Raw genomic sequence first — 23960 nt, forward strand, 5'->3', positions numbered from 1 at the left:
TCTCGACCAGGGGCGCGGCGGAGGCAGAGGCCGGACTCAGGGTAGCGGAGGCAGCCGAAACACTCTCTGCCCCCTGCAAGGGGAGGCTGCATAGACAGATAAGGCCGACGAGGGAACTGGGTTTAATCATAAGGATCTCCTGCTGCCTCCTGTTATCGGCAGCCTCCCCCGTTTCGTTAGCGTCTCGCCGCCACCAGAGACGACAAAGGGGAGCCGAGGCTCCCCTTGTGACGACTCAAGCGGCTTATTTGACGAAGTCGATACCCAGCTGGATGTCGGCCTTCAGGGTGGCCAGCATGCTGTTCATGGCTTCTTGCTCGAAGGCGCTCAGCTTGCCGTAGTCCAGCACGGACTCGACGCCGTTCTTGCCAAGCAGCACCGGCTGCGCGAAGAAGGTGGCGTGCTCGCCGTTGCCTTCCACATAGGCGCACTCGATGACATTGGCTTCGCCCTGCAGACCCTTGATCAGGGACAGACCGAAACGGCAAGCAGCCTGACCCATGGAGAGGGTCGCGGAGCCGCCACCGGCCTTGGCTTCCACCACTTCGGTACCGGCATTCTGGATACGCTTGGTCATGGCGGCGACTTCATCGGCGCTGAAGCTGGCCCCTTCGATCTGGGACAGCAGCGGCAGAATGGTCACGCCGCTGTGGCCACCGATCACGTTGATGCGCACCTTGTCGACGTTCAGGCCCTTGGCCTCGGCCACGAAGGTTTCGCCACGGATGACGTCCAGGGTGGTCACACCGAACAGGCGGCGCTTGTCATAGACACCGGCCTTCTTCAGCACTTCGGCGGCGATGGCGACCGTGGTGTTGACCGGGTTGGTGATGATGCCGATCAGTGCCTTCGGGCAGCTGGCCGCGCACTTCTCGACCAGGTTCTTGACGATACCGGCGTTGATGTTGAACAGGTCGGAACGATCCATGCCGGGCTTGCGCGCCACGCCGGCGGAGATCAGTACAACATCGGCGCCAACCAGAGCCGGGCTCGGGTCTTCACCGCAGAAACCTTTTACTTTCACGTCAGTCGGGATGTGGCTCAGATCGGCTGCAACACCCGGGGTGACCGGGGCGATGTCATACAGGCTCAATTCGGAACCAGCAGGCAGGCGATTTTTCAACAGCAGAGCGAGGGCTTGGCCGATGCCACCGGCGGCACCCAGAACGGCAACTTTCATGATCAACTCCATGTTCAAGCGTAGGTTTAAGGTTGTTTCTTGTTGGGATTAAGACGGCTTCTTATTGTGGGCATCACCTTAAAGGATCCCCTGCTAAAAAACAATCTGATAACAGTTGTAATCACAGGTTCTGTGAGCCAGGGAACAGCGACGAGGAAAACAGAGCGGAATATGCGATTTATGGGAGGGAAAGCACAGATTTCCTGTGCTTTCTTGACCATTAAGAGGTAAATAACACTGCTTTATGACTGGAATGCCAGTGCCCGACGCTCACACCAACGGAAACCAATTGTTAACAATCCATTCATGGTCAGGTAGAGGGCTCCCGCCACGGTGAACACCGCCAAAGTGTCATAGGTCTGGGCGTTGAGGCGCTGGGCCAGCCCCATGATGTCCATGATGGTGATGGTGCTGGCGAGCGAACTCCCCTTGAGCACCAGGATCACCTCGTTGGAGTAGGCAGGCACCAGCCGGCGGGCGGCATGGCGCGTCTTCATCCACAGGGTTTGACCGGCGGAGAAGCCAAGCGCGCGGCAGGCTTCCACCTCGCCGGCGGGGATGGCGTCCAGCGCCCCCTTGAACAGCCGGGTGGAGTAGGCCGCGGTGTTGAACCCGAGCGCCAGCACGGCGCAGAACCAGGGCTGCTTGAGCAGCGGCCAGAGCGGACTCGCTTTCAGCCACTCGAACTGGCCGGGACCGTAGTAGATGAGGAAGATCTGGATGAGCAGCGGTGTGCCGGTGAAGATCAGCACCCAGAGTTGCACCAGCTGGGTGGCGACCGGGATGCGACGCTCCAGCACCCAGGTCATGGCGACGGCGAGCAGCACGCCGAGCAACAGGCTCAATGCCGTGAGTTGCAGGGTGATGGCCAAGCCACCCAGCAGGGTCATGAGGTAATCCTGCATGGTCAGCCTCCGTAACGGCGGGTATAACGGGCAGCCTGCTTGAGGCCGAACTCACTCACCAGACTGATGGCCAGATAGATGAGGGCCGCGGCGGCATACCAGGTGAAGGGTTGATAGGTGCTGGCCGAGGCCATCTGGGCCTGTCGCATCATCTCGTTCACCCCGATGAGGGAGACCAGGGCCGTATCCTTGAGCAGCACCAGCCATTGGTTGCCGAGCCCGGGCAGGGCATGGCGCCAGGCCTGGGGCAGCACGATGCGAAAGAAGATATGTCCCTTGCCAAGCCCGAGGGCCAAGGCCGCCAGCCGTTGTCCGGCGGGCACCGCATTGAGGGCTGCCCGCAGGGTCTGGGTGGCATAGCTGGCAAACAGCAGGGAGAGCGCCAGCACGCCGCAGGCGAAGGGGCTGAACTCCACGTACTCGCCGGTGATGAGGAACAGCACCTGGGTCGAGCCGAAGTAGATGAACAGCACCACCAGCAACTCGGGCAGCCCGCGGATCAGGGTGGTCAGGGTGGCCACCGGCCACACCAGCCAGCCGCGCTTGCTGAGCTCGGCGGCGCTGAACCCCAGCGCCAGCACCATGCCCCCCGCCAGAGACGCCAGGGCCAGCCCCAGCGTCATCCAGGCCGCATCCAACAACAGACTCAACATGGCTTATTGCTGCGCGAAGTATTTGTCATAGATCTTCTGATAGGTGCCGTTGGCCTTGATCTCGGCCAGCCCCTTGTTCAGCTGGGTCAACAGCTCTGTGTTGTCCTTGGCCACGGCGATGCCAAAACCGGTACCGAAGTACTTGGCGTCGGTCACGGGGGTGCCGATCACGCCGTAATCCTGGTGCTGCTTGAGCCACTCGGCAGCCACGGCGGTATCGGCGAAGACGCCATCGGTGCGGCCGTTCATCATGTCGAGGAAAGCACTCTGGTAGCTGGCATAGGGCACGGTGAGCAGGCCCTTGCTGATCCAGTTATCCACCAGGTAGGACTGGTGAGAGGAGCCGTTCTGCACGCCGACCGTCTTGTCCACCAGATCTTCCGGTCCCTTGTAGGCGCCCTTCTTGGCGACGAAGACCGCGGAGTTCTCGTAATAGATGTCGGAGAAGTCGACCTGGGCGGCCCGCTCCGGGGTCACGTCCATGGCGGCGATGGCGGCGTCATAGCGACGGAACTTGAGGCTGGGGATCAGGCTGTCAAACGCCTGGTTGTGGAAGCTGCACTCCAGTTTGGCCTGGGCGCAGATGGCGCGGGCCAGATCGATGTCGAAGCCCTGGAACTCGTTCTTGTCGTCCAGGTATTCGAACGGCGCATAGGTAGCCTCGGTGGCGAACTTGATCTCCTTGGCCAGCACGGAGGTGCTCAGCAGGCCCATGGCCGCAACCAACAACAGACTCTTTTTCATGACAGCTTCCTTATCGACTCAATATCAATGCATCAAGAATTCGGCAAACCGGCTGGTTTGCGGGGCCTGGAAGATAGCGGCGCTACCGGATTCGATGATCCGCCCCTTCTCCAGATAGATCACCTGACTGGCCACCTTGCGGGCGAACTCCACCTCGTGGGTCACCACCACCTGGGTGATGCCGGTCTGGCTCAGGCCGCGGATAATCTCCGCCACCTCTTTGGTAATTTCAGGATCGAGCGCGGCGGTCGGCTCGTCGAACAGCAGTACCTGGGGATCCATCATCAGGGTGCGGGCGATGGCCACCCGCTGTTGCTGGCCACCGGAGAGGCGAGCAGGCCAGGCGTCGCGCTTGTCGGCGAGCTGCAGCTGGGCCAGCAGATAGGCCCCCTTGTCGATGGCGGCCTCACGGTTCATGCCGAGCACCTTGATGGGCGCCTCGATGAGGTTCTCCATCACGGTGAGATGGGGCCAGAGGTTGTACTGCTGAAAGACCATGCCCACCTTGCGGCGCAGGGCCTGGGCCTGGCGATTGAATTGCACCGCAGAGAGGTCGCTCGGGAAAGAAAATTCACTGTCGCCAATGCGCAGCACACCGGCATCCGGGGTATCCAGCAGGTTCATCATGCGCAGCAGGGAACTCTTGCCCGCACCGCTAGGGCCCAGCAATACCAAGGTTTCGCCGGGAGCGGTCTTGAAGCTGACCTGCTGCAGTACCTGCACCTTGTGCCAGGATTTCTCGATGCCGATTAATTCAATACCCATACGACCTAATTGAATAAGTTTTCAAAATTTCGTCCTGATTCTAGCGCTAGCATAAGTGGATGCAAGCTATATTTGAATCAATATGCAGAAGAAGCGCCGCTTCCTTGCCAAAACCGGCATATGAATGCAAAATAGCAGCGCTGTTCGTACCTGTCCCCTGAGCGTGACGGGCGACCACTCCCCTCATTCGTGAGTCCAAGATGAAACATAACGACAAGCAAGAAAAACTGGCCAAGGCCTTTAAAGCCCTGCTAAAAGAGGAGCGTTTTGGCTCCCAGGCAGAGATAGTCACTGCCTTGCAAGAGATGGGCTTCGAGAACATCAACCAATCCAAGGTATCGCGCATGCTGAGCCGCTTCGGCGCCGTCCGCACCCGCAATGCCAAGATGGAAATGGTCTACTGCCTGCCGGTGGAACTGGGTGTGCCGACCACCTCCAGCCCCCTCAAGAATCTGGTACTGGACGTCGACCACAATGGCGCCCTGGTGGTGATCCACACCAGTCCGGGTGCCGCCCAGCTGATCGCCCGCCTGCTCGACTCCCTCGGCAAGGCCGAAGGGATCCTCGGCACCATCGCCGGTGATGACACCATCTTCATCACCCCGACCAGCGACACCGATATCGAGGAACTCTACCTCTCGGCGCTCGAGCTGTTCGAACAGACCCCCTGATCGGGTTGCCACCCTGGCGGCGCCACGACCCGAACGAAAAATCCCGGCCTAGGCCGGGATTTTTGTTTTCTGGGCCGCCTGCTGGCGGCCTGACTTGCATCCGAGCTCTACTGCCCGGCGCCAGAGATGCGCCGACCGGGTCAGAGATCCATGCCGGAGCGCCCGCTCGGGCACATTTTTCAGCGCATTCGTGCTGTTATTTCCCCTGGGATAGCAGGAAATCTTGTGAAGGAGCGAAGAAGGCAGCCCCCGTCACCGCCTTGGTGAAACGCAGCAGGTGATCGTAGTGGCTGCCCTCCCCCTTGTACATGCTGGCCAGCATGGCGTTGAAGTGCAGCGGCGTGCGGCAGCAGGAGATGAAGTAGAGCCCCTGCTCGCGCATGGTGCCCCAGGGCATGCTCTGGCGCAGTATCTCCATGGACTCCCCCTTGGGAGTCTTGAGGTTGACCCGCTTGATGTGGGAGGTCAGCGGCTTGTCGGCAGACTCGTATTCGATGTTGTCGGCCTTGGTGCGGCCGATGATGTCTTCCTGCTCCTTCAGAGCCAGCTTCTCCCAGTCCGCCAGGGCGTGAACCCAGCGCTGCACGTGGATGTAGGAGCCACCGGCAAACTCGCCCCCTTCCAGCAGCGCCACCTCGGCCCGGTGATCCTCTTGCGGATTCTCGGTGCCATCGACGAAACCGGTCAGATCGCGACAATCCAGGTTGCGGAAGCCGCGCACCTCTTCGGCCAACGCTACCAGACCCGCCAGCAGCGCCATCACCCGCTGACCGGCGTGATGCAGCACGTCCACCCGATCGGCGCGCAGTTGCACGAACAAGTCGAACGGGGTGTTCGGTGCCTCCTGACCGTTGGCAGACTGCGCCATGAAACCACGGAACTGGGGCGGGCGGGCAACCGGATAGAGGGCATCCCACCCTTCGGCACCGACGGCCACCAGGCCGCTGAATGCGGCATCGGGGAAATCGGCACTCACCGCATCCCACAGCACAGGCAGCTTGGCCAGACGGGCCGCCAGCTCGGCGCAGTCACCGGTGCGATTGAACATCAGATAGAGGGCGTGCAGATTCGGCTCTGCGCAGATCCCGGCTTGGGCTTTCATTTCTCTCTCCAAAGACATTGGCTAGGGCATCGCGGGATTATAAACCGGAATGGGGCCAATTCCTTGATTTCACATCGCTATCGGCCACATCCCCAAACAGCACCAGGGCATGGGGGGCAACCGTCACCCTGGCACGCTCCCCCTCGAGGGGCTCGCCAATGCTGGCCTCCAGCAGTTGATCCCCGCACGCCACCAGCACCCGGCAGTGGTGGCCGAGGAATTGCTGCTCCCGTATCAGCAGGTTCCCTTCAGTCGCCGCCGTCAGCACCAGTTGCTGGGGCCTGAGCATGAGTTGCAGCCGCTCGCCGACGGCCCGGCCATGGGGCTCATGGCCCGTTATCCGCCCCAACACAGTTTGCACGCTGTGGCTATCCAGCACCTCGGCGGCCAGGTAGTTGACCCCGCCGAGAAATTCCGCCACGAAGCGGTTCTGTGGACGGCGATAGAGCTGTTCGGGCTCCCCCACCTGCTCGATGCGACCGGCCCGGAACAGCGCCAGCCGGTCGGCGAAGGCGAAGGCCTCCTCCTTGCTGTGGCTGACGAAGATGGCGCCGATGCCCTGGCGCTTGAGCAGGGCGCGGATCTCGAGGATGAGCTTCATCCGCACCTGGGTGTCGATGTTGGAGAAGGGCTCGTCCAGCAGCATCAGCCGCGGCTTGCACACCAGGGCGCGGGCGATGGCGACCCGTTGCTGTTGGCCGCCGGAGAGCTGATGGGGGTAGCGATCCCCCAACCCCTGCAGATTGACCAGGGCCAGCGCCTCCGTCACCTGCTGCTCACGCACACTGCGGCTCTGGCGGGTCAACCCGAAGCCGACGTTCTCGGCCACCGTCAGATGGGGGAAGAGGGCGTAATCCTGGAAGATCATGCCGATGTTGCGCGCCTCCGGTGCCAGACTCCGGCCCGGCCCATCCAGCAGGGTCCCGCCGAGCCGGATCTCCCCCTCAGCGAGCGGCAGCAGACCGGCCACGGCCTTGAGCAAGGTCGTCTTGCCGCAGCCACTGGCCCCGAGCAGGCAGATGATCTCGTTGTCGGCCACCTGCATTGAGAGCTGTTCCAGTACCGGCCGGCCGTTGTAGTGACAGCTGACCTTCTCGATATTCAGACAAGACAAGGCTCGTCTCCTTTGTTCTTTGACCCAGGCTGGACGCGGGCTCAGTGGCCCTGACTGTCCAGGTTGCGGTTGATCCAGATGAGCGGCACCAGCCCCACCAGCACGATGACGATGGCGCCGAGCGCCCCCCGCTCCAGCATCTCGTCCGAGACGAACTGATAGACATGGGTCGCCAGGGTCTCGAAGTTGAAGGGGCGCAGCAGCAGGGCGGCGGGCAACTCCTTCATGGATTCGATGAATACCAGCAGGGCGCCGGCGAACAGGCCGCGCCGCACCAGGGGCAGGTGTATTCGCCGCAACATGCCGCCGCTCCCCTGACCCAGGGAGCGGGCCGCCGCATCCAGACTCGGGGAGATCTTGCCCATGCTGCTCTCCACCGATCCGATGGCGATGGCCACGAAGCGCACCAGATAGCCAAACACGATGGCGGTGAGGGTGCCGGTCAGCAACAGACCGGGCCCCTGCATGCCGAGCCACTCGGCCAGATCGTTGATGCCAAAGTCCAATGCGGTCAGGGGGACCAGCACCCCGATGGCGAGCACGGTGCCCGGCATGGCGTACCCCAGGCTGGCGATGCGCAGGGGCAGGAGGCTGCGAGCGTCCCCATCGAGGCGACGGCAGAAGCCGAGCAGCAGGGCGACGGCCATGGCCAGCAGGGCGGTCAGCGCCGATATAGCCAAACTGTTGCCGGCGAAGCGCACAAACTCCGGCGTCCAGGAGAGCGCGAAGTAGCGTACCCCGTAATCGAGCAGGATGGCGAACGGCAAGGCGAAGCCCGCCAGTACCAGCCCCCAGCACCAGAGCCCGGCGAGCAGGCGCCAGCCACCTTCGAGGGGATAGCGCAGCGGCGCCTCATGGCCCATGGATTTCTGGAACACCTGCTGACGCCGGCGGGAGCGGCGCTCGATGGCGATGAGCAGCACCACCGCCAGCAGCATCAGGCAGGAGAGCTTGGCGGCGGTGGCCAGGCTGCCATAGCCGAGCCAGGTGTCGTAGATGGCCGTCGTCAGGGTATTGAGGGCGAAGAAGTGGACGGTGGCAAAGTCCGCCAGGGTCTCCATTGCCACCAGTGACGCGGCCACCATGATGGCGGGGCGCGCCATCGGCAGGCTCAGGCGGCGAAAACTCTGCCAGGGGGTACAGCCGAGCAAGCGGCTGGAGTGAATGAGGCTGACCGACTGCTCAAGAAAAGAGGCGCGGGCCAGCAGGTAGACATAGGGGAAGAGCACCAGTGCCAGCACCCAGGCAGCCCCCCCCAGGGTGCGGATGGCCGGGAACCAGTAATCGGTCGGACTCTGCCAGCCAAACAGGGCGCGCAGCCCCGCCTGCAAGGGGCCCGAGTAGTCCAGCAGATCCGTGTAGACGTAAGCGACGATATAGGACGGCATCGCCATGGGCAGCATCAGTGCCCACTGCAACACCCGGCGGCCAGGCACCTGGCACATGGCCACCAGCCAGGCCGTCGGCACCCCGAACAACAGGCTGAGCCCCACCACCCCCAGCACCAGTCCGGCGGTGTTGGCGAGGTAGTTCGGCAAGACGGTATCGGCGAGATGGGCGAACAGGGCGCCGTCCGCCGAGAAGGCGGAGAAGACGAGGGCGAGGACGGGCAAACCCAGCAGCAGGGCACTCGCCCAGCTGCCGGCAATCCAGACAGGATGTTTCATGAGATCACAAGGTTTGATGGGGCCAGCGGCCCCATCCGATTACAGGTCGAACTTCACTTCATCCAGCAGCTGCAGGGCATCCTTGCGGTGCTTGGCGTAGTCGCTGACCGGCAGGGTGTCAGACTTGAAGCTGCCCCAGGACTTGACCATGGCGGAAGGCTCCACCCCGGCCTTGACCGGATACTCGGCGTTCACGTCCGCGTACAGGTGCTGGGCGGTGTCGCCGGAGAGGAACTCCATCAGCTTCTGGGCCGCTTCCTTGTTCTTGGCGTACTTGGTCATGGCCACGCCGCTCACGTTGACGTGGGCACCGCGATCGGCCTGGTTCGGGAAGTTGATCTCCACCGCATCGGCCCAGGACTTCTGCGCCGGATCCTTCAGCATGGCGCCGAGGTAGTAGCTGTTGCCCAGCGATACGTCACAGATACCGTCCTTGATCGCCTTGACCTGATCCCGATCGTTGCCCTGGGGCTTGCGCGCCAGGTTGGCCTTGACCCCTTCCAGCCAGGTCTTGGTGTCGGCCATGCCGTGGTGGACGATCATCGAGGAGACCAGGGCCACGTTGTAATCGTGCTTGCCGCTGCGAGTACAGATTTTCCCTTTGAATTCAGGCTTCACCAGATCTTCGTAGCGAATGGTATCGAGCTTGCCGAGACGATCCTTGCTGGAGTAGATGGCACGCACCCGGGTGGTCAGGGCAAACCACTTGTTGTCCGGATCCCGGTAGATGGAGGGGATGTTCTCCTGCAGGGTCTTGCTGTCCACCGCTTGCACCAGATCCTTGTCCACCAGATCGGTCAGGCGGCTGATGTCGACGGTCAGCATCAGGTCGGCCGGGGAGAGCTTGCCTTCCCGCTCCAGACGCTCGTTCAGCCCCTCTTTGGCGAACACCACGTTGACCTTGATCCCCGTCTCCTTCTCGAACTGCTGGATGATGGGTTTGATCAGCTCATCCTGGCGGTTGGAGTAGACATTCACTTCTGCGGCAGCAAAGGCCGACTGGGCGACCAGAGTGGAGAAAGCCAGTGCCAGCATCTTCATTTTCATCGTCATCCGTTCCTTGTGTTGCGTGTCGTTGAGAATTGTTTTTGTTTGCATTCTGCACGAGGCGCAACCCAGGGATCAAGGCGATTCCGGGAGGTAGGATCACATATTTAACCATTGACTAAACAAAAAGGCCGGATGGCATAGCCTCCGGCCTATCAATGATAATTCACTCTATTACTGCCTCGATCTGGCACGGTATGCTGCCCATCCCCCTTTCAACCCGCGAAACGAGGGATCGGGCCGCGCGAGGATCAGAGCGCCTCGTCGTCGCTCTCGCCGGTACGGATCCGCACCGCCTGCAGCAGGTCGTAGACGAAGATCTTGCCGTCACCGATCTTGCCGGTGTAGGCCGCCTTGCAGATCGCCTCGATCACCCCTTCCACGTTGTCGTCGGCGGTGGCGATCTCCAGCTTCACCTTGGGCAGGAAGTCGACCTGGTACTCGGCTCCCCGGTATAATTCGGTATGCCCCTTCTGGCGGCCGAAGCCCTTGACCTCGGATACCGTCAGGCCTTCGACTCCCAGGCTGGCGATGGCCTCGCGCACATCGTCCAACTTGAAGGGTTTGATAATCGCAGTAATCAGCTTCATCTGGTTGCTCCCAATCCATGGTATGTCGTGGAAGAGTCATCAATTCTTGTGCCAAGTATTTTTATTGTTTATTTTCATCAAGATAGCCTTTAACCCTTGGGCCATCAGGGTCCGGGATCACCAAGGAAGCGCAACTCGCCCCAATATGAGGCACCAAGCTGCACCAGACTCCCTTGATGCACCAAATGAGAGCATCGCCCCATGTTAGTCATCTCCAACAGCGTCACCATTCCCTGGCATGAGCTGCAATTCCAGACCATGCGCGCCCAGGGCAACGGCGGTCAGCACGTCAACAAGACGGACTCCGCCGTCTGGCTGCGCTTCGATTACCGGGACTCTCCCAGCCTGACACCGCTCTACAAGGAGGGGCTGGAGAAACTCGCCGACAGCCGGGTACACGACGGCTTCATCCAGATCAGGGTCGAGACCCATCGCAGCCAGGACATGAACCGCAAGGAGGCCATGAACCGCCTGGTGGAGTTGCTGAAAAAAGCCGCCTGGCGCCCCAAGGCGCGCCACGCCACCAAACCGACCCGCAGCTCCCAGCGCAAACGGGTCGATGCCAAGAAGCGCAAAGGGGAGATAAAATCCACCCGCGGCAAACCCGGGCTGGACTAGCCCGGGATGCGCGCCATGAGGTGCAGAGAACCAGCATGCAGATAAGATACGACTTTTGTGACAGTGCCCATGGCCCCCTGCTCGTCGCCATCGACGCCCGGGGTCTGCGGTTTGTGGAGTTCGTGCGAGGGGAGAGACCCATAGTGCCGGCCCCGGAGTGGTTGCAAGACCCCCAGGCCCTCGCCCCTTTTATCGCCCAGTTCGAGGCCTACTTTGCCGGCCAGCTGCAGCGCTTCGATCTGCCCCTTGCCGCCCGTGGCACCGACTTCCAGCAAGCGGTGTGGGGGGCACTGTGCGACATTCCCTATGGCGAGACCGTCAGCTATCTCGACATCGCCAGCGCCATCGGCAACCCCAAGGCGGTGCGCGCCGTGGGAGCCGCCAACGGCCAGAACCCCTTGAGCATCATAGTGCCCTGCCACCGCGTCATCGGCCGCAGCGGCAAGCTGGTCGGCTACGGGGGCGGACTGCCCATCAAGCAGTGGTTGCTCGCTTTGGAACAGAGTCACCGGGACTTTATCCTCACCCCTTGACGGCGCCGCCCTGCCCATCAAGCAGTGGTTGCTCGCTCTGGAACAGAGTCACCGGGACTTTGTCCTCACCCCCTGACGGCGCCGCCCTGCCCCTTCAACGCCAGTGGCTGCTCGCTCTGGAGCAGAGTCATCGGGAGATTGTCCTCACCCCCTGACGGCGCCGCCCGGCCCCTTCAACGCCAGTGGCTGCTCGCCCCGAAACAGAGTCACCGGGAGGTTGTCCTCCCCCCTGACGGCGCCGCCCAGCCCCTTCAATGCCAGTGGCTGCTCGCTCTGGAACAGAGTCACCGGGAGGTTATCCTCACCCCCTGACAGCCGCAGGCCTCCGGGGGTCTCTCCTCCCCCGATCCCGGGGAAGCAAAACCTCACATCCATGCTGTCAATAATAAATCCATCGAAATAAAATGCTGATTATTTAAATAAACACAGCATCACAGGCATACCCCATGAATACTGGGCAGCGTTTATCAAAATGAACACAGTATGAAGAATCGCCTCAGAAGGGCTTCAGAGAAAGGGAGGCATGATGACCCTGTACCTGGGTGGTATGGCTCATCCCTCATCCAGGTCGCACCCATGTGACGCTTCCAATCTGTCTTTTCCCCGCGCCTCCCCAGAGGCGCTTTTTTTTGCCTGCCATCCGGCCACAAAAAAGCCCGCCGAAGCGGGCCCTGACCGGAAGGTGCTAGCTTCGGTGGTCAATCAGAGGCTGAGGAACAGACCCGCGAGGGAGGCGCTCATCAGGTTCGCCAGCACGCCGGCCAGGATGGCACGCATGCCGTAGCGGGCGATGAAGGCCTTGCGCTCCGGCACCATGGCTCCCAGGCCACCGATCAGGATCGCCATGGAGGAGATGTTGGCAAAGCCGCACAGGGCGAAGGTGACGATGGCCTTGCTCGACTCGTTCAGGGTCTGATCCTGCACCAGGGCGATGAAGGCGACGAATTCGTTGATGACGATCTTGGTACCGATAAGCGCCCCGGCGGCCTGAGCCTGATCCAAGGGCACCCCGATGAGCCAGGAGACGGGAGCAAACAACCAGCCCAGGATGATCTGGAAGCTCAGCTCCAGCCCCACCAGATCCCCGGCCCAGCCCAGCAGGCCGTTGAGCAGGGCGATCACCCCGACGAAGGCCAGCAGGGTCGCCCCTACCGCCACCGCGATGTTCAGGCCGGACATGGCCCCGTCAGCCGCCGCCTCGATGACGTTGGTGGCACGGGGGATCTCCACGTCTTCATGGTGATCCACTTCCTGTTCACCCGGCGGCACCAGGATCTTGGCCATGGCCAGACCGGCAGGGGCCGACATGAAGGCCGCCGCAATCAGGTATTTCAGCTCGACCCCGATGCTGGCATAGCCCACGAGCGTGCCACCGGCCACCGAGGCCAGGCCGCAGCTCATCACCGCAAAGAACTGGGAGTCGGACATCTTGGAGAGGTAGGGCTTGACCACCAGGGGCGCCTCCACCATGCCGACGAAGATGTTGGCGGTGGCGGAGAGGCTCTCGGCGCGACCGGTACCCAGCAGCTTCTGCAAGCCGCCTCCCAGCAGGGCGATCACCTTGGGCATCAGGCCGATGTGGTAGAGGATGGCGATGAGGGCGGAGAAGAAGATGATCACCGGCAGCACGTTGAAGGCGAAGATGAAGCCCAGCTTGAACTTGGCGAGATCCCCGAACAGGAAGGCGATCCCCTCCTGGCCGTAACCGATCACGCTGCTGACGCTCTCGCTCACGCCGTTCAGCACGTGCTGGCCCGCGGGCAGCCAGAGCACCAGGGCGGCGAAGAGCACTTGCAGGCAGAGGGCGAGGCCCACTGTTCGCAACGGGATACGACGACGATTATCAGAGCAGAGTACGGCCATGGCCAGAATACTCAGCATGCCGAGCAGGGCGATCATAGGGGGTCCATCGAGTGAGATAAAAGATGGGCGCGGATTCTGCGCCCCCTCCCCCATCACTGCAAGTCCGCCCGGTTACAGCCCTGTTAGCAAAAACGTTTTCACGATATCGGTTGCGGCAAGCTGCTGATTTCGCTGATCTTTGATATCACGAGAAAGTCAGTGTTCTTATATGGAAACGATCATTCCTCCCTGCCGGACAATTTGCCCCCGAGCCAGGGGTTGAGCCGCTGCTCCCAATAAGGGGTGGGGCCGAAGCTCTCCTTGAGGAAGTCGATGAACAGGCGGATCTTGGGATCCAGGTGCTCGCGCCTGGCGTAGACGGCGTGTACCGCCATCTTCTGGTTCGGTCGCCACTGGGGCAACAGGGGGATGAGCTGACCGCTCTGCAACTCCTTGTCCAGCAAGTAGTTGGCCACATAGGCGATGCCGAGCCCGGCCAACGCCGCGTCCCGCACCGCCTCCGCCAGATCCACCCGGTAGTTGCCCGCGACCTGCACCGTCTGGCGCTCCTTGCCCTGGCGAAACGACCACTCGTGATAGCGCCGCTCCCGGCTCTGATAGGTGATGCAGTTGTGCTGGGCGAGATCCTTGGGTTGCAGCGGCGTGCCGTGACTCAGCAGGTAGTCCGGCGAGGCCACCAGCACGAAGCCGATGTCCGCCAGTCGCTGCCCCACCAGGGCTTGCGGCTTGTCCTCATAGGTGGTGATCCAGAGATCCAGCCCCTCGTCCACCAGGTTGGTGCGGTGATCGAACAGGGACACCTCCAGCTCCAGCTCGGGATAGCGTGCCTGAAACGCCTTGAGCCGCGGGATCACGTGCAACCGGCCGAAGGACTGGCCGACCCCGAGGTGCAGCACCCCGCTCACCTTGCCGCGACGCTCCGCCACCATGGAGTCCGCCTCCAGCGCCACCGCCACCAGGGCCCGGCAGTGGCGGGCATACTCCTGACCGAGGTCGGTCAGGGCGAAGCGGCGGGTGGTGCGCTGCACCAGCTGGGCGCCGAGTTCGGCCTCCAGCAGGGCCAGCTGCTTGCTGATGTGGGACTTGGAGACCCCGAGCCGGCGCGCGGCCGCCGAGATGCCCTGTTCACGGACCAGGGCATCGAAGATCACCATTTGGGGCAGACGTTGCAGCACGGGATGTCCAGATGAAGAGAGGGGGAGCCATTATTCCAGACTCCCGGAACCCGGCCTAGGGTTCGAGCGCCTGTTTCAGCTCCCCCAGCAGGGGATCCTCTCCCGGCGCCTGGCTGGCACCATAGCTGCCAAGCAGCCTGCCATCGCGGCCGATGAGGTACTTGTGGAAGTTCCAGCCGGGGGCATCACCACCGGCGGCGGCTGACAGCCCCCGGTAAAGCGGGCTGGCATCGCTGCCGCGCACGGCAATGCGGTTGAACATGGGGAAGGTAACGCCGTAGTCTCGCCGGCAGACGGTCGCCGTCTTGCCCTCATCGGCAGACTCCTGCCAGAAGTCATTGGAGGGGAACCCCAGAATAATCAGTCCCTTGTCCTTGTAGTTCTGGTAGAGCCGCTCCAGATCCGCGAACTGGCCGCGATAGCCACAATAGGAGGCGGTGTTGACCACCAGCACCACCTTGCCCTCGGTGAGCTGACAGAGGTTATGCCGCTGGGTGCTGTTCAACTCCCGCTGTTCCAGATTGAAGTAGGCAGGACAGGCGGCGGTACTGCCCGCCCCCAGCCACAGCAGCAGGATCATCCATTTCATCTCGCGCTCTCCCGTGGGTATGCATGGTTTCATGATACTGGCAGCAGAAGTCGCGGTTGGCGACCCTCGGATCACTCAATGCAGGGGAATGCCGGTGAGCCAGACATGACCCCAGAAGATGAGCAGGGCCGTCACCGCCAGCCCGGCCCCCAGGCTGATCCCCGTCCCCAGCCAGGTCGCCGCCGGACGGGGCACGGCGCGCCAGTCCCGTACCGAAATCCAGACCAGGCTGATGAGCGCCCACAGACCCAGGCCACCGAACAACATCAGGGAGCGGGCTTCGCTGTTCACGGCCAGATGGGCGCCCGCCCACAGCAGGGTGCCGATCAGCTGGGGGTGTACCAGGTAGCGTCTGAAATGATTGTTCCCCTGGCCTGCACACAGCAGGATGAGCGCCACCGGCATGGTGGCCATCGCCAGCATGGGGCCCCAGGCGGGCAGGAAGTAGAGCGGCATGGGGCTAGCCATGCGCCAGCCGGCGAGGATGCAGCCGATGGCCACGAACACCAGCAGGGAGAAGAGTCCCTTGTAGCGGTTCTCCCCCAGCCGTTCCCGCAGACGGGCGCGGTGTGCCGGGGCGAAGCAGGGATAGAGGTGAGTCAGGGTAAACAGCACAACCCCCAGGGTCAGCAGGATCATGGGCGTCTCCTCGCACCTTGCCCTTCATGGGGGTTAACTATGCCGCAAAGGCCAGAACGAGAATAGAAAAACCATATAAAAGACAGCGGGATAATGAAAAAAGCCGATCAGAGATCGGCAAGGTGCGTCAGAGGGTCTGGTGCCAGGCAGCCAGCCACATCCGCTACACGGGGCGGGGTTGGCCGGTGCCAGGCACCGACCGAATTGAGGTTTATTTGCGCAGCAGGTAGAGGGCGGCCACGTTGCGGGCCGTGAGCTCCAGATTGGTGGTGGCGGTAGCCAGCGCCTCCGGCAGGGCCATGGCCCGGTTGACCACCGCGAAGACGGCATCCAGACCGTGTTCATGCACCACGCCGTAGTCATCGGTGAGGCAGCCTGCGATGCCGATCACCGGCTTGCCGAACTGCTTGGCACAGCGGGCCACGCCGATGGGGGTCTTGCCATGAATGGTCTGGCTGTCGATGCGTCCCTCGCCAGTGATGACGAGATCCGCGTCGGCGACCGCCTCCGCCAGCTTCAACGCCTCGATGACGATCTGGATGCCGGGCTTGAGTTCGGCACCGAGCAGCCCCACCAGGGCAGCCCCCATGCCACCGGCGGCGCCGGCCCCCGGGATCTCCTTCACCTGCTTGCCGAGGGCCTGCTCGATGCAGTCGGCGTAGCGGGCCAAGTTGGCATCCAGTTGCGCCACCAGCTCGGGGGTTGCCCCCTTCTGGGGACCAAACACCGCGGAGGCTCCCTTCGGGCCGCACAGCGGGTTGTTCACGTCACAGGCCACCTCGATGGTGAGCCCGGTCAGACGGGGATCCAGCTCGCTCAGATCGATGCTGGCCAGCTCACTCAGGCTGCCACCACCCTGGCCGATGGGAGTGCCATCGGCTTTGAGCAGCTTGCCGCCCAGCGCCTGGATCATACCGGCGCCGCCGTCGTTGGTCGCACTGCCGCCGATGCCGAGGATGAGGTGACTCACCCCCATCTCCAGGGCGGCCAGGATCAGCTCCCCCGTGCCCCAGCTGGAGGTCAGCAAGGGGTTGCGCTGCTCGGGCGCCACCAGATGCAGGCCGGAGGCGGCCGCCATCTCGATGACGGCACGCTCCCCATCCCCCAGCAGGCCGATGAAGCCTTGCACCCGGTTGCCGAGCGGGGCGGTTACCTCCACCGGCAGGATGTGGCCACCGGTGGCATCCACCAGGGACTGCACCGTCCCCTCGCCACCATCGGCCATGGGCAGCTTGACGTAGGTGGCGTCGGGCAGCACCTGCTTGAAACCGGCCTCGATGGCATCAGCCACCGCCATGGCGCTCAGGCTCTCCTTGAATGAATCTGGGGCGATAACAATTTTCATATCAATTCCTTAGGCGAGACCGAACACGCCAAACATCAGGGTGGAGACGGCAGCAATCGTCAGACCGACGGCAGTTTCATAGGGGATGAGCTTGAGACGCTCGCTCACACCCATGTGAACGCTGCCCCCGGTGGCATGGAAGAAGGAGCCATGGGGCATGTGGTCAAACACGGTGGCACCGGCGTGGATCATGGCGGCCCCTGCCAGACTGGTGATACCCAGTTCGATCAGGGTAGAGCTGAACACGTTGGAGGCCACCACGGTACCGGCCGTGGTCGAGGCGGTTGCCAGGGACATCAGGGCACCGGAGATGGGGGCCAGCAGGTAGGAGGGCAAACCGGACGCAGTCAGGCCGCTGATCAGCACATCTTTGAGGCCGGAGTTGGCGATGATGCCCGCCAGAGTACCAGTCCCCAGCAGCATAATGGCAACCGGCGCCATCCGCGCCAGACCGGAGACCGCGAACTGGTTCACCTTGCTGAATTTACCCATCATCAGGGCGCCCACCAGACCGCCGAGGGGCAAGGCGATGAGGGGGTCGACGACGATACCGGCCACCGGGCGCAGAGCCAGCAGCAGGATGGCGACCAGGGGCGCGCTGATGGCGGCCATGAAGCCGGGCAGAGCTGCGCCATCGAAGCTCACCACTTCGTCGGCGGCAACCTTGCTGCCCTTGTTGTTGAGGCGCTTGGCGAGCCAGTAGGCCATCACCAGACCGAACAGACCCGGGATGATGCCAGCCGCCATCACGGAAGTGAGGGGCAGGTGGAAGGCGTCGGATGCGGCGATGGCGTTCGGGTTCGGGGACATGACGTTGCCCGCCTTGCCGCCGCCGATCATGGCCAGCAGGATGGCCGCCTTCGAGAGGTCGGCACGGCGCGCGATGGCGAGTGCAATGGGGGCGACCGTGATGACGGCCACGTCCACGAAGACGCCCACCGCAGTCAGGATCAGGGTGGCCAGGGCCAGGGCCAGCAGGGCCCGGGTCTCGCCAAGCTTGCGGACTATGGTCTCGGCGATGGTGGTCGCCGCGCCAGATTCAATCAAGACGCCCGCCAGCACACCGGCGGCCAGGATCCGCATCACGGCGGTGGTGATCCCCTGAGCGCCGCCGATCATCAGGGCGACGGTCTGGGTCAGGTCGGCACCGCCGATCAGGCCGCCGGCCAGAGCGCCGACGATCATGCCATAAGCGGGCGGTACCTTCTTCAGGATGAGGAAGATGGCGATGGTAAGCGCGGCGAGAGCGCCGAGCGCGGATACAGGGATCATGACGGGCACCTTTTGTTGTAGTTAGTGGCCGCCATTATGGGGATCCCCGCCGGGAAAGCTTTGGTTAAAAAACCAAAACTTGATGACGAAAATCCATGCTATTTGTTCAATTATACAAATCAACTATCCAGATTCAGTCCGAGATAGAGCAGAAACTTGTCATCTAACTTGTTGAAATTTAAACCAGTTATCTGCTCTATCCGGGTCAGGCGGTAGCGTAGGGTATTGGGATGAATGAAGAGTGAATCGGCACAGGGATGCAGATCACAATCCTGCAAGAAATATTGGCGCAGCGTCTTCTGCAGCACCCCCTTGGCGTCCTCCCTGGCCAGTTTCTGCAGGGGCGCCCGCAGCTGATCCGCCTGCCAGGAATCCGCCAGACTGCCGAGCAGCACCGGCAGCCGGTAATCCTCGAAGAAGTAGACCTGCTTGCGCGGCGCCTGGCGCATGCCACGGCGCAGGGTGTCTCGCGCCGTCTGGTAGGAGCGTGCCAGCCCGCCGATGCCGGCGAAGTAATCACCCACCCCGATGCGCATCTTGAAGTGGGGAATGCGGGCCAGCAGCTGCTTGATGCGGCTGCGCTCCTGCTCCGACTGCCAGACGCCGTCGCTGAGCTGGGCCGGCTTGAGCACCACGATCTCGTCCAGTCCGTTGATGGCCACCAGGTTGTCCCGCTCCGGGTTCTCCAGCAGGTGCACCAGCTCCCGCAGGCGGGCGGGATCCGCCTCCTCCAGCGCCAGCACCGCGACCACCCGTGGCTGGGCCAGATCCAGGCCGAGGAAGCGGGCCGCCTGCTGCAACTGATCGACTCGCCCCTCGCCGCGGATGAGCTGCAGCACCAGCTCCTCCTTGTGGCGCTTGTCCCACTGCAACTGCTCGGTGAGCGCCGCCTGCTCCAGGATGAGCTCCGCCGTCATGCGCACCAGTTCGGCGTAAGCGCGAACTTCGTCCGGATCCCCCGAGATGCCGATGACCCCGAGCAACTCCCCCTGATAAGCGATGGGCAGATTGATGCCGGGGCGGACCCCCTTGAGCTGCTTGGCGGTGGCGTCGCTGATCTCCACCACCCGGTTCTCGGTCAGGGCCAGCACGGCCCCCTCGTGACGCTGCAGCAAGCGCTCCGGGTTGCCGGACGCGATGATGAGACCGTGCTCATCCATGACGTTGACCGAGAAGGACAATATCTTCATCGCCCGGCTGACGATCTGCCGCGCCAGACTCTCATCAAGCTGCATGGGGACTCCGATCGGTGACGGGGGAGCGGGAAATGAACGACATGGGGTCTCCGTGTAAAAGCCGGGTGGCAGCGCAAAGATGCCACATCCTCAAGACAAGCGAGGGGGGGATCGCTAGAATAGGCCACTTTACCTCAGGTATGCCCCGCCAGGGATCACGGAATTGACGGGATCCCTGATGATGAGCCTGCCGTTATCTGATGGACGCCGCTATGGACTATGAATTTCGCCGCGACCCGTTTGGTGGCTATCGCGCCCGGTTCTCCATGGGTCACGAAGCCATCGGCCAGTGGCTGATCGACGAAGTGGGCAAGGATGAGGAGAAGCTCGATCTGCTGTTCTCCATCATCGACGAGCTCTCCAGCCGTGCCCGCGTCGAGTATCAGCTGGCCGGGGGCGACTACTCTTTGCTGCTCACCCACGAGGAGGCAGAGGTCAAGGCCAACGTCCTCAATATCGAGCTGGGCGAGGATCTCGACGATCTCGCCTACTACGATGATGAACAGCTGGCCATGTGCGGGCTGGAAGATTTTGCCCAGGTGCTCGCCTCCTGGCGCGCCTTTATCCGCAACGAGGATATGGGCTAGGTATTCAATACAGGCAGGGCAAGCGCCCGCCACAACCCAACAGGATTGACTATGTCTATTTACGATTTTGATGACGAACTGCCGGAAGACGAGCAGGATCAACCGAAGAAAGCCGCCCCGGCCAAGAAGAAAGGCAAGCAGGTGCTCAATACCCAGGTCAACCTGAGCCCGCGCGATGCCAGCCGTCTGAACGGCATGCACGTCGAGGCCATCACCACCCTGGATGACGTCAGCCTGCCGAAGAACGTGATCTTCAAGGCCGGTCTCATCGCCCTGGGTGAGCTGGAAGCCACCAAGCGCGCCGACATCATCGCCCGGGTAATCGCCGAATCCGGCCGATAAGCCTCGACACCCGGGTTCAAAGGCAGTCATTCATGCTGATGACGTGGGTAGATGAAAATTTAAATATCGCCTGACATGAAAAAACCGGAGCCTCTGCTCCGGTTTTTTGTATCCCGGCGATGGCAGGATCCTCGACAGCCACGGGATCCGACCAGTCTATTGACCCTTGTGTCACGGCAGGGGGAGCCGGTAAGGTGCGCCCCCTCGATGCCAAAAGGAGACTCAATGTTACCGCTTCCTGATGCCCTGATCTGGGGGACACTGGCGCTGGCCGTGCTGCTCTGTCTCGCCCGCCAACGCACGCCCGGCCTCATCCTGCTCGGGGTCGCCCTGACTGCCGCCCTGATCCTGGGCCGTATCGCGCCATCCGCCCTGCTGGTCAGCCTCGCCGGCCTGTTGCTGGCCTGGCGCACTCCCACGTTGCCCCAGCCCTGGCGCCCGGTGGCCCTCGCCCTGGTGCTGCTCTGGGCCATCGCGCTCACCCTGCACTTGGTGCCGGGGTTTGACAACCTGCGGGTACTGGACAAGGTTCAGGCCGGCCCCGCCAGCGTGCCTTTCACCCTTTACCTCAATCTGGACAAGCCGCTGATCTTCTTCGGCCTGCTGTTGGCCTGGCCCAGCCTGCTGGGTCAGGGCGGCCCCCTGCGCTGGCGCCCCCTGGCGCTGCTGGTGTTGCCGCTGGCGGCCATGCTGCTGCTCGCCTGGCAGCTCGGAGCCCTCAAGCCCGAGCTGGGGCTGCCCCACTGGTGGTGGCTGTTCGCCTTCAACAACCTGCTGTTCACCTGCGTGGCGGAGGAGGCGTTGTTCCGGGGCTTCATCCAGCAGGCCATCGCCCAGCGCAGCCGGGTCTGGCTGGGGATCCTGGCCGCCAGCCTGTTGTTCGGGGCGGCGCATCTGGCCGGTGGCCCGCTGCTGGTGCTGTTCGCCACCCTGGCCGGGGCCTGCTACGGGCTGGCGTTCCAGCTGAGCGGCCGCCTCAGCGTCGCCATCCTGCTGCACTTCCTGTTCAACTTCGCCCATCTGGCCCTGTTCACCTACCCCATGGCCAGTCGATAACGCTGGGTCGGCCGCAGAAAAGGCGGATAAAAAAAGCCCCGAACCGCAGGGTCCGGGGCTTTTGTGACGCCTGGCGTCAGTCGACGTAGAAGGTCTGCTGGAAGCTGAGGGTCTGCAGTTGCCCCTCTCCCATGATCTTCAGGGTGAACTGGTAGGTGTCCTCGTTGCGATAGGGCAGTACCGCCAGGTAGTAGATGGACTCCCCTTCCTTCACCTCCTGGAAGCTCAGGGTGCGGATGGTGCCGGTCAGGTTCTTGGCCTCGCCGCTGATGCCAACCGCCTGGGCCACCCCTTGTTTGTTCTGCACCGCGATATTGACGATGCCGTTGTAGCGGCTGCGTTCCAGCCCGTAGGCCTTGGCCACCTCGGGGGTGAGGAAGCTGGAGTTGAAGGCGCTGTAATGCACCCGCCAGGGGCCCAGCTCCTTCATCTGTTCCGCCTGCAACGGCAGCGCCATCAAGAGTGCCAGCAGGCAGCTCATCCAGGCTGTTTTCATGATGTCATCCCTCTCCTGTTCCGCTTTCCAGCAGGGCATCTATCTCGGCGGGGATCTGCCTCGGTGCCTCGATGGCCACCGTCTTGTGCCGACCGAGCTCTCCCCGCACTATCCTGACCTGCCCCTTGGCCACCTTGAACTGCTTGGCCAGATATTTGATCAGATGTCCGTTGGCCTGGCCATCCACCGGCGGAGCCGTGATGGCCACTTTCACTTCATCGCCGTGCAAGCCGACGATTTGATCCCGGCTCGCCTTGGGCTGGATCATCAGATGCAGTACCAGATCGTCCCCTTCACGCAGGACGGCCGGCATCAGATCATCCACCACAGCTGGCCAAACAGATCCCCTAACAGATAGTTTATGGCCTGCAGCGCGATAAAGGCGACCAGCACGGAGAGATCCAGCCCGCCCAGGGCCGGCAGTATGCGGCGGATGGGGGCCAGGAAGGGCTCGGTCAGCTGATGCATCACGTACTCGATGGGGTTGCGACCCTGGCTGACCCAGCTCAGGATGGCGCGGATCAGCAGCACCCAGAAGATCATGGAGCCCGCTTTCTTCAGCACGGTGAGGAAGGCGAACAGGCTGAGGGTGAGCCAGTCAGCCAGCAGCACGTTCATGCTCTTGAGCAGCGCCAGCTTGGCGAAGGCGATGATGAGCGCCAGCACCACGGAGGCCATGTCCAGCCCGCCAAAGCCCGGAATGATGCGACGCAGGGGCACCACCAGCGGGTTGGTGAGCTTGACCACCATCTGGCTCATGGGGTTGTAGAAGTCGGCGCGGGCCCACTGCAGCCAGACGCGCAACAACACCACCATGAGGTAGAGATCGAAAATCGTGTTAATCAGAAAGTAAGCGGTATTCATCTGGGCTCCCGGTTAAGGACTGTGTTCAAAAAAGGGTTTCCATCTCGGCGGCGCGGGTCACGGCTGCCTGCATGGCGCGAGCGGTGAGCGGCATCAGCCCCTGCTCCTGGAAGGTCTTGACCGCCTCGGCCGTGGTGCCCCCCTTGCTGGTCACCTGCTCTCGCAGGGTTTGCAGGGAGAGCTCGGGATTGCGCTCCACCATGGCGGCGGCACCGAGGGCCGTCTGCTGCACCAGCAGCCGGGCCTGCTCGGGGCTGAATCCCATGGCTTCGGCCTCTTCGGCGATGGCCTGCATGAACAGGAAGAAGTAGGCCGGGGCACTGCCCGCCGCGGCGATAACGCCGTTGATCCCCGCCTCCTGCTCGGTCCAGAGGGTCTTGCCCACGGACTGCATCATCTGCTCGGCAAAGTTCCGATCATCCTGTCCGATGGCGGCAGGCGCATAGAGGCCCGTCATGCCGAGCCCCAGCAAGGAGGGGGTATTGGGCATGGCGCGCACGATGCGACTGTGACCGCCCGCCATCTCCTGGAGGCGCTCGACCCGGATGCCGGCGGCAATGGAGATGAGCAGCTTGCCCTCCAGGGAACCGACCCTGGCGACGAGCTCCGTCAGCATGGTTGCCATCAGCTGGGGCTTGACCGCCAGCACGATGGCATCGGCCGCCCTGGCCGCCTCGGTGTTGTCCTGGGTGACACGGATGCCAAACTGGCTGGCCAACTCGTCCAGCTTGGGACGGCTCGGGTTGGCGGCCAGGATGCAGTCGGCGGGGTAGCCCGCCTGGATGAGTCCGGCGATGATACTGCGGCTCATGTTGCCTGCGCCGATAAAGGCAAGAATTCGGTGTTGCATCACGCACTCCTGTGGTCAATGTGATTGGGACATCTGCCGTACCGGCGCCGATACGCCA

General features: G+C 62.7%; 28 protein-coding genes. 6 read left to right on the forward strand and 22 right to left on the reverse strand.

The window, feature by feature from the left end; genetic code table 11:
- Positions 1 to 244: 244 nt before the first annotated feature.
- The 5 genes from mdh to ABNP46_RS18225 all read right to left on the reverse strand — a co-directional run bounded on the left by mdh (position 245) and on the right by ABNP46_RS18225 (position 4247).
- Positions 245 to 1180, reverse strand: a complete 936-nt coding sequence (gene mdh / locus ABNP46_RS18205) for a malate dehydrogenase (protein WP_349919683.1) — start codon at positions 1178 to 1180, stop codon at positions 245 to 247.
- Between the two features lie 242 nt (positions 1181 to 1422).
- Positions 1423 to 2085, reverse strand: coding sequence for an arginine ABC transporter permease ArtM (gene artM, locus ABNP46_RS18210; RefSeq protein ID WP_349919684.1), 663 nt, complete (start codon positions 2083 to 2085; stop codon positions 1423 to 1425).
- A 2-nt stretch (positions 2086 to 2087) separates the two neighbouring features.
- Positions 2088 to 2738 (reverse strand): arginine ABC transporter permease ArtQ, encoded by a 651-nt coding sequence (gene artQ / locus ABNP46_RS18215; RefSeq protein ID WP_349919685.1) that lies wholly within the window; start codon positions 2736 to 2738, stop codon positions 2088 to 2090.
- A gap of 3 nt (positions 2739 to 2741) precedes the next feature.
- Positions 2742 to 3482, reverse strand: a complete 741-nt coding sequence (locus tag ABNP46_RS18220; RefSeq protein ID WP_349919687.1) for a transporter substrate-binding domain-containing protein — start codon at positions 3480 to 3482, stop codon at positions 2742 to 2744.
- A 24-nt stretch (positions 3483 to 3506) separates the two neighbouring features.
- A complete protein-coding gene (locus tag ABNP46_RS18225) occupies positions 3507 to 4247 on the reverse strand; it encodes an ATP-binding cassette domain-containing protein (protein ID WP_349919688.1) in 741 nt (246 codons plus the stop codon).
- Positions 4248 to 4447: 200 nt separating this feature from the next.
- Here ABNP46_RS18225 and argR point away from each other — a divergent pair, with 200 nt between their 5' ends.
- Entirely contained in the window at positions 4448 to 4918 is a 471-nt protein-coding gene (gene argR, locus ABNP46_RS18230; protein WP_005308670.1) for a transcriptional regulator ArgR, read from the forward strand.
- Positions 4919 to 5114: 196 nt separating this feature from the next.
- Here argR and ABNP46_RS18235 read toward each other — a convergent pair whose 3' ends face one another.
- The 5 genes from ABNP46_RS18235 to glnK form a co-directional block, all read right to left on the reverse strand.
- Complete coding sequence (locus tag ABNP46_RS18235) at positions 5115 to 6020, reverse strand: Dyp-type peroxidase (RefSeq protein WP_349919690.1); 906 nt, start codon at positions 6018 to 6020, stop codon at positions 5115 to 5117.
- A gap of 37 nt (positions 6021 to 6057) precedes the next feature.
- Positions 6058 to 7134 carry an ABC transporter ATP-binding protein gene (locus ABNP46_RS18240; RefSeq protein ID WP_349919692.1) on the reverse strand — a complete coding sequence of 359 codons (1077 nt, stop codon included), beginning with the start codon at positions 7132 to 7134 and terminating at the stop codon, positions 6058 to 6060.
- Between the two features lie 41 nt (positions 7135 to 7175).
- Complete coding sequence (locus tag ABNP46_RS18245; protein WP_349919694.1) at positions 7176 to 8801, reverse strand: ABC transporter permease; 1626 nt, start codon at positions 8799 to 8801, stop codon at positions 7176 to 7178.
- A 39-nt stretch (positions 8802 to 8840) separates the two neighbouring features.
- Positions 8841 to 9848: a Fe(3+) ABC transporter substrate-binding protein gene (locus ABNP46_RS18250; RefSeq protein WP_349919695.1), complete on the reverse strand. Its 1008-nt coding sequence runs from the start codon at positions 9846 to 9848 to the stop codon at positions 8841 to 8843.
- A 251-nt stretch (positions 9849 to 10099) separates the two neighbouring features.
- Positions 10100 to 10438 (reverse strand): P-II family nitrogen regulator, encoded by a 339-nt coding sequence (glnK, locus tag ABNP46_RS18255; RefSeq protein WP_169046793.1) that lies wholly within the window; start codon positions 10436 to 10438, stop codon positions 10100 to 10102.
- Positions 10439 to 10639: 201 nt separating this feature from the next.
- Here glnK and arfB point away from each other — a divergent pair, with 201 nt between their 5' ends.
- A complete protein-coding gene (arfB, locus tag ABNP46_RS18260; protein ID WP_349919697.1) occupies positions 10640 to 11056 on the forward strand; it encodes an alternative ribosome rescue aminoacyl-tRNA hydrolase ArfB in 417 nt (138 codons plus the stop codon).
- Between the two features lie 41 nt (positions 11057 to 11097).
- Positions 11098 to 11589: a methylated-DNA--[protein]-cysteine S-methyltransferase gene (locus ABNP46_RS18265; protein ID WP_349922560.1), complete on the forward strand. Its 492-nt coding sequence runs from the start codon at positions 11098 to 11100 to the stop codon at positions 11587 to 11589.
- A gap of 144 nt (positions 11590 to 11733) precedes the next feature.
- Here the strand turns inward: ABNP46_RS18265 and ABNP46_RS18270 are convergent, their stop codons facing one another.
- The 8 genes from ABNP46_RS18270 to ABNP46_RS18305 all read right to left on the reverse strand — a co-directional run bounded on the left by ABNP46_RS18270 (position 11734) and on the right by ABNP46_RS18305 (position 19707).
- On the reverse strand, positions 11734 to 11877 hold the full coding sequence (locus ABNP46_RS18270; RefSeq protein WP_349919698.1) for a hypothetical protein: 144 nt from the start codon (positions 11875 to 11877) through the stop codon (positions 11734 to 11736).
- A 414-nt stretch (positions 11878 to 12291) separates the two neighbouring features.
- Positions 12292 to 13488 carry a NupC/NupG family nucleoside CNT transporter gene (locus ABNP46_RS18275; protein WP_349919699.1) on the reverse strand — a complete coding sequence of 399 codons (1197 nt, stop codon included), beginning with the start codon at positions 13486 to 13488 and terminating at the stop codon, positions 12292 to 12294.
- 182 nt (positions 13489 to 13670) lie between these two features.
- Positions 13671 to 14606 (reverse strand): LysR family transcriptional regulator, encoded by a 936-nt coding sequence (locus ABNP46_RS18280; protein WP_349922563.1) that lies wholly within the window; start codon positions 14604 to 14606, stop codon positions 13671 to 13673.
- A 76-nt stretch (positions 14607 to 14682) separates the two neighbouring features.
- A complete protein-coding gene (locus tag ABNP46_RS18285) occupies positions 14683 to 15216 on the reverse strand; it encodes a glutathione peroxidase (protein WP_349919700.1) in 534 nt (177 codons plus the stop codon).
- Between the two features lie 75 nt (positions 15217 to 15291).
- Positions 15292 to 15855, reverse strand: coding sequence for an NnrU family protein (locus tag ABNP46_RS18290; protein WP_349919702.1), 564 nt, complete (start codon positions 15853 to 15855; stop codon positions 15292 to 15294).
- Positions 15856 to 16066: 211 nt separating this feature from the next.
- Complete coding sequence (locus ABNP46_RS18295; RefSeq protein WP_349919703.1) at positions 16067 to 17200, reverse strand: glycerate kinase; 1134 nt, start codon at positions 17198 to 17200, stop codon at positions 16067 to 16069.
- 9 nt (positions 17201 to 17209) lie between these two features.
- Positions 17210 to 18472 (reverse strand): GntP family permease, encoded by a 1263-nt coding sequence (locus tag ABNP46_RS18300; RefSeq protein ID WP_349919704.1) that lies wholly within the window; start codon positions 18470 to 18472, stop codon positions 17210 to 17212.
- A gap of 119 nt (positions 18473 to 18591) precedes the next feature.
- On the reverse strand, positions 18592 to 19707 hold the full coding sequence (locus ABNP46_RS18305) for a sugar diacid recognition domain-containing protein (RefSeq protein ID WP_349919706.1): 1116 nt from the start codon (positions 19705 to 19707) through the stop codon (positions 18592 to 18594).
- Between the two features lie 212 nt (positions 19708 to 19919).
- Here ABNP46_RS18305 and ABNP46_RS18310 point away from each other — a divergent pair, with 212 nt between their 5' ends.
- The 3 genes from ABNP46_RS18310 (at position 19920) to ABNP46_RS18320 (ending at position 21692) form a co-directional block, all read left to right on the forward strand.
- A complete protein-coding gene (locus tag ABNP46_RS18310; protein ID WP_349919707.1) occupies positions 19920 to 20294 on the forward strand; it encodes a YacL family protein in 375 nt (124 codons plus the stop codon).
- Between the two features lie 51 nt (positions 20295 to 20345).
- The gene (locus tag ABNP46_RS18315; RefSeq protein ID WP_349919708.1) at positions 20346 to 20636 is read left to right on the forward strand and encodes a hypothetical protein; all 291 of its coding nucleotides are present in this window, start codon (positions 20346 to 20348) and stop codon (positions 20634 to 20636) included.
- Between the two features lie 225 nt (positions 20637 to 20861).
- On the forward strand, positions 20862 to 21692 hold the full coding sequence (locus ABNP46_RS18320; RefSeq protein ID WP_349919710.1) for a CPBP family intramembrane glutamic endopeptidase: 831 nt from the start codon (positions 20862 to 20864) through the stop codon (positions 21690 to 21692).
- 76 nt (positions 21693 to 21768) lie between these two features.
- On the opposite strand, the gene ABNP46_RS18325 is transcribed toward ABNP46_RS18320, so the two are convergent.
- From ABNP46_RS18325 to proC, 4 genes are read right to left on the reverse strand one after another with little or no spacing between them, the layout of a single operon-like run.
- The gene (locus ABNP46_RS18325) at positions 21769 to 22188 is read right to left on the reverse strand and encodes a DUF4426 domain-containing protein (protein ID WP_349919711.1); all 420 of its coding nucleotides are present in this window, start codon (positions 22186 to 22188) and stop codon (positions 21769 to 21771) included.
- Between the two features lie 4 nt (positions 22189 to 22192).
- On the reverse strand, positions 22193 to 22501 hold the full coding sequence (yggU, locus tag ABNP46_RS18330; RefSeq protein ID WP_349919713.1) for a DUF167 family protein YggU: 309 nt from the start codon (positions 22499 to 22501) through the stop codon (positions 22193 to 22195).
- Positions 22501 to 23052, reverse strand: a complete 552-nt coding sequence (locus ABNP46_RS18335; protein WP_349919714.1) for a YggT family protein — start codon at positions 23050 to 23052, stop codon at positions 22501 to 22503. Before ABNP46_RS18335 ends, yggU begins: the two co-directional genes overlap by 1 nt.
- A 25-nt stretch (positions 23053 to 23077) precedes the next feature.
- Positions 23078 to 23902 carry a pyrroline-5-carboxylate reductase gene (gene proC / locus ABNP46_RS18340; RefSeq protein ID WP_349919715.1) on the reverse strand — a complete coding sequence of 275 codons (825 nt, stop codon included), beginning with the start codon at positions 23900 to 23902 and terminating at the stop codon, positions 23078 to 23080.
- Between the last annotated feature and the right edge of the window lie 58 nt (positions 23903 to 23960).

The sequence above is a fragment of the Aeromonas veronii genome (assembly GCF_040215105.1).
Lineage (GTDB): Bacteria > Pseudomonadota > Gammaproteobacteria > Enterobacterales > Aeromonadaceae > Aeromonas > Aeromonas veronii_G.